The following is a 14,455-nucleotide window of genomic DNA, read 5'->3' as shown; positions in this document are numbered from 1 at the left end:
GTATGTGTTCATTGTATTAAGAAAGCGCTGTCAGTTCGAGTGGGCAGCGTTGACATCTGGTATCTTTGATTGACCATTTCAGACTGAGCCTGCTATCTTTCGTTATGCTTTCTGGTCCCGATACTCCTGCGGGGTGCAGCCGACGGCTTTTTTGAAAAAACGGTAAAAATAATGCTGGTCGCTAAAGCCGACCTTGGCGGAGATTTCATGCATTTTGCAGGCCGAACCGAGCAGCAGCTCTTTGCTTCGTGCGATTCTCCGTTCATGAATGTAATCGGAAATCCCCTTTCCTGTCACGCGTTTGTACCAACGGGAAAGATATGACGGGTTAAGCGAAACCTCTTGGGCAATCCGGGTTAAAGAAAGATCGTGCTCCAAATGAAGCCGGATATAATGATGAATCGTATTCAAAATTTGCGATTGATCATTCACGCGTGTATCGACTCGTTTGGAAATGATCCATTCGAAGGCAGACTCATAGAAGGCCACCAACTCCGGCCATGGCGTATCTATATTGAAATCCAGCATGCGGGACAGCGAGATCTCCTGCAAGGCAGAGTCATGCAGTCCCAAATCATGCAGCAGATCAAGCAGCCGATGCGCCGCTTCCGTGTAAACCTTCAAACGGTAGAACGGATCCTGGATACCGTCTTTGGCCGAATCCACCCATTTGTGAAACGATGCCGCCCACTCTCTGTCTCCGCTCGCAATCCGTTGGCTCGTCTGTTCCAAATGCAATGCCGTCACGGCTTGCTGGTTCAACAGGTTTTGCGTTTGGCTCAACTGCTGCGCTACATCGACACGAAGCAGCTTCTCCATACCGAAGCCTGGGCTTTCATGGATGGAAAGCCTTAATTGAAGAATCGCCTGATGAAGTTCGGACCACTCCACTTCCTGCTCGCTCACCATAATGGAAACGGACAATTTCAGGCAATCCGCGCAGGATTGCTGCACCGATTCCAACGTGCCGTTGACGAAACGCCGGGTTCGCTCGCGCAGCATCTGCCCATTTGGCACAGCGGGCTGCTGCGCCGGTGGCTGCACAAGGCAAACGATGCATTGGTAATCAAGCTCAACGGCTTTGACCACCGATTTATCCATCAGCAGCTCCTCGGCGACATTGGCTACCGCATATCGAATTAGACCGCGGTCTGTCTGGGTTTGATACGTATTCCACTGTTCCACGCGGATGATCACGGGGACGACTGGCTCATCCGATCTGAACGGAAGCTGCACGGCATCGAACTCCTCCTGCAGCGCAGCGTCTTGCCGCCCGGTTCTTTTGATGACGTCGACCAGCAGCTGGCGCTGCAGCTGAGGCAGTGCACGGGGCAGCTTGCTGCGGAACCAGGCATTCTGGTAACGGAAATCGTTCTCTTCAGCGATCAATTGCAGGGCGTGCTCCACGGCGGCACGGATCTGCGCCATGCCCTCTGTCTTGAGCAAATAATCGACAACACAAGGATTGCGAATAGCTTGATGGGCGTAGTCGAACTCGTTATGGCCGGTCAGCAGCAGTATTTTGCATCTCGGCCAGCGGTCCATGATTTGTTCGATCAGCTCCATTCCGTCCATGCCTGGCATACATATGTCACTCAGTACCAGGTCGATCTTCACCGTATTTAACCATTCAATCGCTTCCAGAGCAGAGTACGCTTTAATAATTTCCATATCTTGAAACTCGGCTTTCTGAAAATAAGCATAAAGTCCATCCAATATGACAGGTTCATCATCAACGATCAGCATGCGCTGCATCATGATTCTCTCCTTTCCATGGAACGCTTATAATGATGCGTAATCCGCCAAGGTCACTGCGCTCGGCTGCCAGCCCGTATTCCGGTCCAAACCTGATTCGCAGTCGTTGATTGACATTGAGCAACCCCGTAATTTCTCCTTCATCATGCCTCGCCGCGGTGTGCTGCAGCGACAGCCGCAGCCGATCCATGGCCACTTCGCTCAAATCGTCCCCGTCGTCTTCAATGAGGATCGATAGCTTGTCCGGCGAGGTTTGGTAAGACATTTTCAAGATGCCGCCACGGCTGCGTTTCGACAATGCATGTTCAAAGACGTTTTCGACAATAGGTTGGATCGTAACCCTGGGGACCGCGATTTTCCCATATTCGAGATTCATTTCTTCCATTTGCAATTGCACTCGCGGACCAAACCGGATCTTCTGAATCGCTGCGTAAATCTGCGCATGTTGAATTTCCTCTTTTAACGAAACCTCGGTTTGCGAATCCCGCGACATATAACGGAAGTATTGCCCCAAATAATCCGTGAACTCCTGAATGAGCTCCACGTTTTCCACCTCGGCCATCTGTTTGATGCTAAACAAGCTGTTGTACAGAAAATGAGGCTGAATCTGGGACTGAAGATGCTTCAGCTCGGCCTCGCTTGTCCGGATTCGCGCTACATAATTTTCTTCAATCAAAGCATGTAAGCGCTCTATCATATGGTTGAAGCGGGAGTATAAATAACCGAATTCATCTCTGCGGGAGTGCGGAATGCGCACGTCGGTTTGTCCTTGCTCCGCCATCCTGAACCCTTTGACCAGCGCAGACAACGGTTTATGAATCGATTTGTAGATGGACAGCGAGAACGCGATAATAATGACAATGGAAATCAAGGTTGTCACCCACAACCAGAGTTTGTATTGTTCAAGCGGGGCTTCGAGCACCGATTCGGCAATGCTTGAGGTTAATGCAAAATAATGCTCCGCATCATACAGCGTATAATGCAGCATGTCACCTGCCGCAGACCTCGTCACCAGCGGTGAATCCTGAACCGGCAGCTCGTCCGGCCAATGGACTTCCAAAGCGTCGATCGCATCATCCGCAGAAGAAATAAACATGTCCCGTCCTTGGCCAAAGCTTAACGTAAGCTCGCTTCCGCCACTATCGGACAGCTGCTGCAGTCTATGCTTGAATTCATCGGCAGACAAACGTATTCCTAAAATAAAGTTGGGCGCTTCCTCATGATTCATGTTATAGGGGTTGCTTTTGAGAAAGTAAAGATCGTCATTCCAGGAAGAGAGCTCGCCGTTCAAGTTGCCCATCGTTGCCAAAAGCTCCTTCCATTCTTCATCCTCCACGCTGCGGATTCCGTCAACCGCGCTGACTCGTTTGTGGAGGCCTGGCACATAATACACCACATCGTTGATGTAAGGACTCGTGACCATAATCTGTTTCAGTTTTTGATGAATGTTGTTTAAGCTCGCCGTTACTTCGTATCCGCTCATAATGGCCGCTCTCGTGCTTAATGTGGACATTTGTTCGTCAAATGAAAATTCGTTGATCAGGTCGCTCATCCGCTCCAATTCGAATTGCAGATGATTGTGGTAGAAATGAAGTTTGGATTCATGTGCCGTTTCCACCTCGGACTGCATCTGTTTGGAGCTGCTGTACGTAATCACCATGCTAATCACATACAGCGGCAGCATGACAAGCACAAAAGCAATCATCAGCTTTACCACGATGGACCGGCTCCGCCAGTTCCCCCAAAAATGCCTCATATGTTCATGAGCCCCCCTCCAAGGACCAAAAAGGAGCCGGGTATCGGCTCCTTCCTGTGCTTCTCCTCTTCCCGATCTTATCCCTTCACGCTGCCGACAACAAGTCCATGCACGAAATACCTTTGCAAGAACGGATACACGAGCAAAATCGGAATAACGGATAAGAAAATCTGGGACGCCTGCGTAGTCCTGTCCGATACCTGGCTCAGCAGCGTGGCATCCTCCAGCGTCATCGAATCGGTTTGAATCATCGTCACCTGCTGCAGCATGGATTGCAAATAGGTGGCGAGCGGATAATGCTCAGGATTTTTCATGTAGATCATGCCGTCAAACCAGGCATTCCAATGCCCTACCATCGCAAACAGCGTAATGGTCGCGATGCTTGGAAGCGAGATGGGCAAGTATATGCTCCACAGCGTTCGGAAGTGGCCTGCGCCATCCATCCACGAGGCTTCCTCCAATTCCTTCGGCAATCCCCGGAAAAAATTGAGCATGAGCAGCACGTTGAAGATCGGAACCGCTCCCGGCAGAATAAGTGCCCAGATGGAGTCCAGCAGCCCTGTTTCCTTAACGACCAAATACCCTGGAATCAAGCCGCCGCTGAACAGCATCGTAAATACAAAGATCCAGGCATACGCCGTTCTCGAACGAAAACGGGCAGCCTCCTTGGAGAGCGGATAGGCCACGAGCACCGTAAAAATCAGATTGATGGCCACGCCGAGCACGACGCGAAGCAAACTTGTTCCGAACGAATTCAGAAACTGCTTGTTCTCCAAAATGTATTGATACGATGAGAAGGTGAAATCGACCGGCCAAAACGTCACGCCCCCTGCTTTGACCGCATCACTTGAACTGAAGGAAATGGCCAATATGTTTACGATGGGAAACAGGCACAACAGCGCAAGCAGGGTCAGAATGACATAGTTGAATCCCAGAAACCAACGATAAGCTCTCGACGTATGGTGCATGGTGCTCTGCCCCCTTTCTAAAAGATCCGGTAATTGGCGAACCTGTATGCAAGGTAATAACCAAGTCCGATAAATACGAAGGATACCACCGATTTGATTAGTCCGAGTGCGGTGGACACCGAATACTGCGCATCCTGCAAACCGATGCGATAGATCATCGTGTCCAGAATGTCTCCGGATTCATAAACGAGCGGATTGTACAAGTTGAATACTTGGTCGAATCCCCCATTAAGCACGTTCCCCAGACTGAGCGTAACCATCAAAATGATGATTGGGCGTATGCCGGGCAGCGTAATGTGCCACGTTTGCTTCCATCTGCCCGCCCCGTCCATGACGGCTGCTTCGTATAACGATTTGTCGATGCTTGTCAGTGCCGCAAGGTAGATGATCGTTCCGAATCCGAACTCTTTCCATTGATCCGTGATGACGAGTATGTACGGGAACCAGTCATTGCTTGCCAGAAACTGTATCGGCTCCATGCCGATGGCCTTCAACAACATGTTCACGATCCCGCTGCTCGGGGACAGCACATCCACAATGATGCCGGCCAAAATGACCCAGGAGAAAAAGTGAGGCATGTAAATGACGGTCTGAATCGTCCGCTTGAATCCGCTGCGGCGCACTTCGTTCAAGAGCAGAGCTACGAGCACCGGCACGACAAGGCCGGAAATGATTTTCATCAGGGAAATAAACACGGTGTTCCAAACCACCTGCCAAAACCCGGGCAAATCGAGCAGGTACTTGAAATTGTCCATTCCGACCCAGTTGATGTTCTTGAAACCGGCAATCGGAGAAAAGTTTTGAAAGGCAATGGAGAGTCCTGCCATCGGAATGTAACCGAATACAATGATGATGAGCAATCCGGGCAGAATCATGAGATGAAGCGGGATGTTACGTACCCATTGTTTGTGATTCAAACGCATATGCTGTCTCCTCCTTCTCACTAATTATAGGAGCAGACCCGGAACCGCAGGTAGTGGAGGCTGTTGACTTTGGGTATCTTCTGTTGACCACGCTTCGAGTCGTGAAAACGCAAAGGAACCGCGATATTCGCGGTTCCTTTGCATCAAACTTATGAAACGATTGAAACGATTACAGCTTGCGATCAAGCACCAATACGCTGACCGATTGGGCCGGCAATTGCAGAACGACGGAGTCGCCGTCAAGCTCGATGGTGCTCTCTTGAGGAACTACTTTTTCCGCATTCTTTTGGTTGACATTCGGAACATGCACCAGTTCTTCGTCCCCGCTCAAGGTGATTAATCGTGCCGATGCCTGGACATCCAGATGTTCAAGCACCACTTTGGTCGCCTTCTCCATTCCGTCGGCATTGACCAGTTTCACGTAGACATGGTTTGCATCACGCGTTACGGAATGGAACACATCGCGGTTATAGGCTTCAAGCTTGTAGTCGAGCACTTTGCTTGTTGTACGGCCATCCGTATACGAGCAGATCAGGTTTTTGCCTGTTTCTCCGCCATAATTGACCGTAATGACATAGTTTGTGTTGTCTTCCAGCGGTTCGTAATTCGCCGCTCTGAGGTTGCCGGCTGCCGTACTGGAAGAATAGTCGCCCAGCGTGTACCCTTCGATCCCTTGTTTGTACACTTTGACACCTGTCGCGCTGCCGCCGTATCCGATGGCGTATTCGATGACATCCTTCTGTTCCGGAGAAGCATCCGTCAGACCGACGCCTACATAGAAGCCGTCTTCGCCCGCAAGTCTGCTGGCTTCCACTTCAAGCGTATAGTTGGTCCATTCCTCGTTCAGAATCACGAGACCGTTAAGTCCGCTGTCCTGCGCTTTGAGCAGCAATCCTTTTCCGGCCTGCAGGCTGTATCCTGCCGATCCGGCAATCGCTTCCCAGGCCCGGCTTGGCTCGGAGCATTCCGCAAAATGTTCTTCGAACAATACGCGGCCATCCTCGTTGGACGTCACTTTGACACGTTTCACCAGGATGTCTGCACTGCCGGTAGCGATCTCGATGCCGCCGCGCGGCTGGAGCTGCACTTCTTTGCCTTTGTTATACGTTGAGAACGACGTTCCCAATACTTGCTCCCCGACATGTTTGGCGAACAGCTGCTGCACGTAGTAATTCGGCGTAAACCAGACCGTCTCGTCGTCAAACCAGATGCAGTCCGGCGTCCAGCGGTATGTTCCATCCGTCAGCACCTTGTTGAAGAGCGGCGCGTATGCGGCCATGCGCACGACGTCGGCATTGTTTTCGAAACCGGTGATGATGGCCGCCTCGGCCACGGCACCTGCCAGCGTGTTTTTGTCCGTGGAGGCATACTCGCCCACAAATACCTTGGACGTTTCTTTCCAGTTGATGCTGCCGTCTTCATGATAGGCGCGCTTGTAGTAGTTGTAACGGTCGGCATTGTTCAGCAAATATTCGTTGGAACGGTAATAATGCTCGTCGGCGATCGTATCCATGTAGTTGCTTTGCCGGCTATACCACGTGACGTTCTCTTCGATGATCTCCTTGCCGTCCGCAAATGCGATTTGCGCCGATCCTTGCAGATTGCCGCTCAGGAACTTCCATCCTTCCTGATAAGCATCGTCATCGGCTTGAGCTCCGACGGTGGAAATGATGTGCAGTTCGTGATCCGGGTAGTTCTGCTTCATGTAGTCGTCGATCGCTGCCTTGAACGCTTCGAAGTTGGCAAAAAACTCGGTGCCCCAGTTTTCGTTCCCGACGCCCAAATAACGCAAATCAAACGGCTCGGGGTGCCCCATCTCGCTGCGAATTGCAGCCCACTCGTTGTTCTCGATATCCGTGCTGATCGCAAAATCGATCAAATCCGTAAAGTTTTTGATATAATATTCCCTCAGCTTGCCGCCTGCCGGATGGGCATAATCGGAACGGGCCTGGCATAAAACGCCGCATGCCATGACCGGAACCGGAAGGGCATTCAGGTCTTCGGCCAATTGGAAATATTCCATATAGCCAAGGCCCATCGTCATCATGTAACCCCAAACATTGTAATTTTCCTTCCGCAGCTCCACCGGACCGACGGAATCTTTCCAGTCGTACACGTTGTCCCAAATAAACGAACCTTCGGAGATACATCCGCCCGGGAAACGCAGGAATGCGGGATGCATGTCGACGAGTGCCTGCACCAAATCTTTGCGCAGTCTATAGTTCGGGTTCCCTTTGTAATTGGCATGCGCCGAAGCGGAGATTCCTGGCTCATCGGGATCCTCCCCCCACACGTCCCGCGGAATCAGGGACACCATGTCGACGGAAATATCGCCGCTGAAGGTGAGAACCAGCTGCCCCAATACGTTCTGCGTGCCCGTGAGTACCAGTTCGGCATCGGAAGAGGCGCCATATTTCTTCCACTTGTTCCCACCTTCGATCTGCACGGACACCTCGTCGCTCACCGCATTCCCCGCTTCGTCCTGCAGCTGGATGGTGATCCGTCCCGCAGCCTCAGCTTTGGCCCATACGGTGAAATCATACTGTTTCCCAGCTTGAATGGACATGGCGCAATGCTGGTTGGAATCCGCGAATCCGCGATTTCGAATGACCGCACCGCCCTGCACCGTCACATAATAAGCGTTGACCTCGGGATCTTTGACGCCAAAATGCTCGTTTAATCCACCTTTGTTCTGTATGATCATTTTGTCGGTATCTCCGGACCATGCAAACAACGGCTCACGATTGCGGCCGGTTGAGCATCCACATGCTCCGGAAGCGGAGGAATAGGTATCGAATGCAAACGACTCGAATGAACGGTTTTGCACAAGCTCCGCATAGATTCCGCCATCGGCGGCATTGTTAATATCCTCGTAAAACAAACCGTACATCACTTCGCTAATATCGGCGACCTTCTGATCCCCATGGACCGTAATCGTGTATGGCGGCACATGTTTCGGAACGATCGAGACGCCGAAGCTTCGTTCCAATGTCTGCTCGCCCGTGCGCAATGCTGCGCTTAACGTGACGCTGTGAGCCGACTCGATCGGAAGAACCTTCCCTTGGCCCGTTATGGCTTCAGGTCTGCTCGAAGACCATTCGACCTGTACTTTCCCGCCCAGAAGCGAGTCGGGGAGCGCAATGTCATTGGTGATGATTTTGGCGGGTGAAACCAGATATTTCTCTGCCGCCAGCTTCACGATCTCCGCATCGGTCAGCGATTCGCACATCACTTCGATGACTTCATCCATGGTCAAACCTGCTTCGTAAATCCTTACATCGGAAATCGCTGCTTCCAAATCCGGATCATCGACAAATTGGGAGCGGCCAATATAGTTTTGCGTGTAGAATTCCGGATTCGAGAATGTCTCAAACCAGCTTCTTAACTTGGCATAGTTTCCGCTGGAGGTTTGGTTGAATGAGCCATTAGCCACGATTTCCCCGTTGACGTATACGATCGCCCCGGCATGGCTTCGCGTTCCGCCCTCCGTACCCGTAACCGACACGGCGACATGCATCCATTCCCCGTTGGCGAACCCTTTGGTCGGATGAATCATCATTTCGTCGCCGGCCTTGAGCACGCTGCGCATCTGTCTGGTGAGGAACAGGTAAGGCTGCTGATCTCCTCCGCCGAAATCGATCAGGCGTTCCCACACGCTGCTGCCTCTGCCCAGGTATACCCATGCCGATACGGTCAAACCGGTGTGATCGCTTACACCGCGAAGCAAATCGGGCGGCAGCTGCAAATACGACGTACCGTTGGAGCCGCCCGCAAAGGACAGCGCCGTCCGCCCTTGGATTACGGAAAGCGCCGGCTCGTGGGTGCCTGAAGGTACCGCGTGATTCCCGCGGGATGTGCTGTCCTGGCCGATGCCCGTCGTGTCCTCAAACTTGTAATGCGCAATGATCTGATCTTTGTAATTGCTCATGATTGCCCTCCTGTACAGATCTCAAATGAAAGGATGAATGAATCCTTTTTCTTTTTTTAATTTACATAAACATAAATCATTAATAAAAATATAAATATCCTTCACACAAGTTATACTACTCATTTCAGGATCGTTTTTCAACACAAATATTGCCTTTAATTTGTCGTTTTCGCCCTGAAATCGTTTGAATTTCGAAAATCACCCTTCGTCCGGTTCGATTGAGGCTATAAAAAATTCATCATTTACAAATATATAAATCAATTGGTACACTACGAATGAAAGCGCTTGAGTAACAAGTTTTGGGAGGAGGAGTCACGTAAATTTTATTTCTGGCCATGTTCGGCCGAATGGTTTTATCCACTGCACATCAAGAAAGGGGAAACGTATGAAACGTTATATGGCTGTCGCACTCAGCACTGCATTACTTGCCACACCTGCCTTGTCCACCGCTGCCGCACTGGGAGAAGGGGCACCGGTTTCCAGCCAGCAAACCTCGCAGGCTGCCAGCAAAACCAGCGAAACTCAGGTACCCGCATTCCGTAATGTCTCTGTCCATGACCCTTCCGTGATCAAAGTTGACGATACGTACTATGTGTTCGGTTCTCACCTGCAAGTGGCCAAGTCCAAAGACTTGATCCAATGGGATGAGGTTGCATCCGGGGTTACGGACAGCAATCCTGTCGTTCCGAACGTCACGAAGGAGTTCGCCGAAGCGCTGGAGTGGGCCCAGTCCGATACGCTCTGGGCGGCCGATGTCATCCAGTTGTCGGACGGCAAATTTTATATGTATTATAACGCATGCAAAGGAGATTCCCCTCGTTCGGCCATGGGTGTAGCCGTCGCCGACAACATCGAAGGCCCTTATAAGGATCAGGGACTGATCCTGAAATCCGGCATGTGGGGCGAAGCGAGCGAAGATGGTACCATATATGATGCCACAATCCATCCGAACGTGGTAGACCCCGATGTCTTTTACGACAAAGACGGCAAGCTGTGGATGGTATACGGCTCGTATTCCGGCGGCATTTTTATTTTGGAAATGGACGAAGCTACCGGAAAACCTCTCCCAGGGCAAGGATACGGCAAAAAGTTAACGGGAGGCAACCACAGCCGGATTGAAGCTCCGTATATGTTATATAGCCCGGAAACCGATTATTATTATCTTTTCCTTTCCTATGGCGGCCTAAGCGCGGACGGCGGATACAACATCCGGATCGCACGCTCCAAAACACCGGATGGGCCATTTTACGATGCGGAAGGCAACGATATGATCAAAGTAAAAGCTGATAAAGAGAAACCATTATTCGACGATCGATCCATTGAGCCATATGCGGTCAAACTGGTCGGCAACTATCTGTTCGAAAGAGAGCTTGGCGACCCGGGCACCGGTCAAGGGATCGGCTACGTTTCGCCGGGACATAACTCCGCATATTACGACGAAGAAACCGGCAAGCACTTCCTGATCTTCCACTCCCGCTTCCCGGGTCGCGGCGAAGAGCATGAAGTCCGGGTGCACGAGATGCACATGAATTCCCAAGGATGGCCTGTGGTTTCCCCGTATCGTTATGCCGGGACGCAGGAAGCAACCCTGTCATTGAGCAACGACAAGATTGCCGGACAATACAAATGGGTGGATCACGGGAAAGAGATCACGGCTGCGATCAAAACTTCCCAGAACGTGCAATTGACGACTGACGGAAAAATAACCGGTGCTGTCACAGGCACATGGTCTCTCGGCGCAGACAACAAGGTAACCCTCACAACCAACGGACAAACTTATGAAGGCGTATTCACGCAAGAATGGGACGCAGGTTCGGAGAAGACGGTCCTTACGTTCAGCGCCCTCTCTTCTACCGGCGTTGCGGTCTGGGGCAGCAAAGTCCCTGACATGAACAATGAGGAGATCGTTAATGCGGTCAAATCGGATCTCGATCTCGGCGATACCAAAAACGTATTTTTTGACCTGAACCTTCCGGTAAAAGGCACACACAATACGACGATCACTTGGAAAACATCAAACGCTTCCGTTGTGTCTGCTACGGGTACCGTGAAACGTCCGGCAGCAGGCAAAGGTGATGCCAAGGTCAAACTGACCGCACTGATTCAGAACGGGGATGCGTCGGCAAGCAAAGTTTTTAACATCACCGTGCCAGCACAAGTCAAAGGGCCTCTGCTCGCAGAATATGCATTCGATCACAAGAAACTGGATAAAATCGCTCAGGATATCAGCAAAAACGGGTACCACGGTCAGGCTCATAACGTTACAAGCTCGGCGGCGAGCCGCAAAAACCAGGCTGCCGCATTCAACGGCACCGACAGCTACATCGATCTGCCGGGAATCATCACCGATACCGAGGACTTTACGTTCAGCGCCTGGGTGAACTGGGAAAGCGGCGGCGCCTGGCAGCGCATTTTCGACTTTGGCAGCGGGTTGACGCAGCACATGTTCCTCACCCCTTCCCAGCATAATGGCAAGCTGCAATTCACCATTCATGACGAAGGCCGGGACCAAAGCCTGATTGCGGATCAAGCGCTTCCGGCAAACCAATGGGTTCATGTGACGGTAACGCTGCAAGGAGATACGGGCAAGCTGTACGTGGATGGCCAACTCGTCGCCAGCAGCTCCGAGATTACATTTAATCCGAAACAGCTGCGCGTGACGGAAGCTTACCTGGGCAAAAGCCGTTATCAGGCAGATCCGTACTTCAAAGGATCTCTGGATCAGGTCAAAGTGTATAACAAAGCGTTAACGGAGAAAGAAATCAAGGCGCAGGCTGCTGCCAAGCCTTGACCTGGAAGCATCCCCAAGATGTATTCTTGACAGATAGCTAGTTATGTCGCACGATTGCCCAAACCGATACCAAGGTGTGAAGAACGGTCCTCCGTTAAATTCTCAAAACACAAAAAACGATGCTCTCCTTTTAAAGGAAAGCATCGTTTTGCTTATGGTAGCTGATGAGTATTAATGCATCGGCCCTTGCTGTCCTTGCTGCGCGCCCACTTTCACCCGTTTTACGAAGAACGAGATCACGAAGCCGAGCAAGCAAAGCACAAGCGCAAAGATAAACGCATGCTGCACGCCGGACGTGAAACCAGCAAGCTGACTTTCCGGGCTTTCCGGATTGCTTACGCCTTTAAGGTAGCTCAGCTGGCCTGCAGCCAAAATGCTGACAGCGACGGCCGTGCCGATGGCACCCGAAACCTGCTGCAGCGTGTTCATGATTGCCGTACCGTGCGGATAATACGCCGGCGGCAATTGATTCAGACCATTCGTTTGGGCAGGCATCATAATCATCGAAATGCCGATCATCATGAAGATATGCATCGTGATGATCATGCCCAGGGATGTTGTCGGTTCGATCCGTGTATACATGAACAGAACAACGGCAACGATCGCAAGGCCGATCGTCACCAGCCATTTTGGTCCGAATTTATCGAACAGGCGTCCCATGACCGGCGACAAAAATCCGTTCAGCAAGCTGCCTGGCAGCAGCACCAGACCCGCCATCAACGGCGTCACAGCCATCCCTTGCTGCAGATACATCGGCAGGATCAGCATCGACGACAGCATCATCATCATACAAATGAAGATCAGGATCAGACCGATGGTGAACATCGGGAATTTAAACGCGCGCATATCCATCATCGGCTCTCTCATTCTGAGCTGTCTGATGCTGAACACCAGCAAGGACAGCGCACCTACGGCCAGTGTGGCGATAACAACCGGGCTGGACCAGCCTCCGCCGCCGTCTCCATGACCGCCTGCGCTGCTGAAGCCATATACGATACCGCCAAAACCGAGCGTGGACAAAATGATCGACAACACATCGATTTTGGGCTTGGTCAACTTCGAAATGTTCGGCAGGAACATCAATCCGCATACCAAGGAGATAATGAAGAACGGCAGCGAAATCCAGAAGATCCAGTGCCAGCTCAAATTAGCCAAAATCAAACCGGAAATGCTCGGGCCGCTGGCCGGAGCAAACATGATGACAAGACCGATCAGCCCCATCGCGGAACCGCGTCGTTCTACAGGGAAAATAACCAAAATCGTATTAAACATCAACGGCAACAACAGGGCCGTACCCACAGCTTGCAGAACGCGGGCCACCAGCAGCATTTCAAAGCTTGGAGCCATCGCGGCCACCAGCGTGCCTGCAATGGAGAAAATCAACGATGTCGTAAACAGCTGTCTTGTCGTAAACCATTGCAGCAGCAGCCCCGACACCGGAACGAGAATACCCAGAACGAGCAGGTAACCTGTCGTCAACCATTGAATCGTTGTCGGTCCTACCTCAAGCAATTCCATCAATGGCGTCAATGCCACGTTCAGCGCAGTTTCTCCGAATAGCCCGATAAAACCGCTCAGCAGCATCGCGAACAAAATCGGCAGCACTTTGTACTGCTGTGTTTCTTGTTGGTTCATTGCTGAACCAGCTTTCATGGAAGCCTCCAAAATCCCATCCTCCTCAACCAATATAACTCTCTCTTTTGTACAAACCAAATTTATGCTTTGGCTTGTCTCGCATTTTTTGCAACCGCGGACAAATATTCGGCAGCCGTGACCAAAGGCTGTTTGTCCTGATTGGTCAAACTGATAATCAGTGCTCCTTCCATCAAGGAAATCATGAGCAGGGCCAGCTCTTTTGCTTTGGACTCGTTAATTCCGTCAAGCACCAGATGTTTGGTGATCGCGTTCTGCCAGTCCGCAAACACGCCTTGACAAGCCTGACGCAGGTCATGGCTAATGCAGGAGGTCTCAACCGCAGCCCACAGGCTGAAAGGCAAAAAGCCCGTAAACCCGGCAGCTTCGGTATCCTCGGCCATGTCCTGAACGAATTGCAGAATCGCCTCCCCCGTATTGTCATGAGCTGCAAACGTTTCTTCAAACTTTTGCAAAATATGCTCATTCGTTTTCTGGATGCATTCATGAGCAAGCTCTTCTTTGCCATGGGGGAAATAATGGTACAACGAACCTTTCGGCGTTCCGCTATCCTTGATGATCTGGCTCAGGCCTGTCGCATGATACCCTTGTGAAAAAAACAGTCGGGCGGCTGTGTTAACGATGGCTTCTCTGGCATTGGACTTTTCACTCAAAAACGGCCACATCCTTAAAGCAATTTTA

The 14,455-nt window shown here is 51.3% G+C and carries 8 protein-coding genes; 1 reads left to right on the top strand and 7 read right to left on the bottom strand.

Annotation, left to right across the window (positions count from 1 at the left end; genetic code table 11):
- Nucleotides 1–102: 102 nt before the first annotated feature.
- The 5 genes from MKY59_RS12810 to MKY59_RS12790 all read right to left on the bottom strand — a co-directional run bounded on the left by MKY59_RS12810 (nucleotide 103) and on the right by MKY59_RS12790 (nucleotide 9,330).
- Complete coding sequence (locus MKY59_RS12810) at nucleotides 103–1,758, bottom strand: response regulator (RefSeq protein WP_339277906.1); 1,656 nt, start codon at nucleotides 1,756–1,758, stop codon at nucleotides 103–105.
- Nucleotides 1,733–3,511 carry a histidine kinase gene (locus MKY59_RS12805; RefSeq protein WP_339277905.1) on the bottom strand — a complete coding sequence of 593 codons (1,779 nt, stop codon included), beginning with the start codon at nucleotides 3,509–3,511 and terminating at the stop codon, nucleotides 1,733–1,735. Before MKY59_RS12805 ends, MKY59_RS12810 begins: the two co-directional genes overlap by 26 nt.
- 77 nt (nucleotides 3,512–3,588) lie before the next feature.
- Nucleotides 3,589–4,479 (bottom strand): carbohydrate ABC transporter permease, encoded by an 891-nt coding sequence (locus MKY59_RS12800; protein ID WP_339277904.1) that lies wholly within the window; start codon nucleotides 4,477–4,479, stop codon nucleotides 3,589–3,591.
- Between the two features lie 17 nt (nucleotides 4,480–4,496).
- A complete protein-coding gene (locus MKY59_RS12795) occupies nucleotides 4,497–5,402 on the bottom strand; it encodes an ABC transporter permease subunit (RefSeq protein ID WP_236416787.1) in 906 nt (301 codons plus the stop codon).
- A gap of 169 nt (nucleotides 5,403–5,571) precedes the next feature.
- Nucleotides 5,572–9,330, bottom strand: coding sequence for an alpha-L-arabinofuranosidase C-terminal domain-containing protein (locus MKY59_RS12790; protein ID WP_339277903.1), 3,759 nt, complete (start codon nucleotides 9,328–9,330; stop codon nucleotides 5,572–5,574).
- 385 nt (nucleotides 9,331–9,715) lie between these two features.
- On the opposite strand from MKY59_RS12790, the gene MKY59_RS12785 reads away from it, so the two are divergent.
- Nucleotides 9,716–12,121: a family 43 glycosylhydrolase gene (locus MKY59_RS12785; RefSeq protein ID WP_236416785.1), complete on the top strand. Its 2,406-nt coding sequence runs from the start codon at nucleotides 9,716–9,718 to the stop codon at nucleotides 12,119–12,121.
- 171 nt (nucleotides 12,122–12,292) lie between these two features.
- On the opposite strand, the gene MKY59_RS12780 is transcribed toward MKY59_RS12785, so the two are convergent.
- Together MKY59_RS12780 and MKY59_RS12775 are read right to left on the bottom strand one after the other, a co-directional pair.
- The gene (locus MKY59_RS12780) at nucleotides 12,293–13,756 is read right to left on the bottom strand and encodes a DHA2 family efflux MFS transporter permease subunit (RefSeq protein ID WP_236417043.1); all 1,464 of its coding nucleotides are present in this window, start codon (nucleotides 13,754–13,756) and stop codon (nucleotides 12,293–12,295) included.
- 80 nt (nucleotides 13,757–13,836) lie between these two features.
- Nucleotides 13,837–14,427: a TetR/AcrR family transcriptional regulator gene (locus tag MKY59_RS12775; protein WP_236416784.1), complete on the bottom strand. Its 591-nt coding sequence runs from the start codon at nucleotides 14,425–14,427 to the stop codon at nucleotides 13,837–13,839.
- Nucleotides 14,428–14,455: the final 28 nt, after the last annotated feature.

Origin of the sequence: Paenibacillus sp. FSL W8-0426, assembly GCF_037969725.1 — a bacterium.
Classification (GTDB): Bacteria; Bacillota; Bacilli; order Paenibacillales; family Paenibacillaceae; genus Paenibacillus; species Paenibacillus hubeiensis.
Note: the sequence above shows the minus strand (reverse complement) of the source record. Positions and strands in the feature narration are given on the sequence as shown.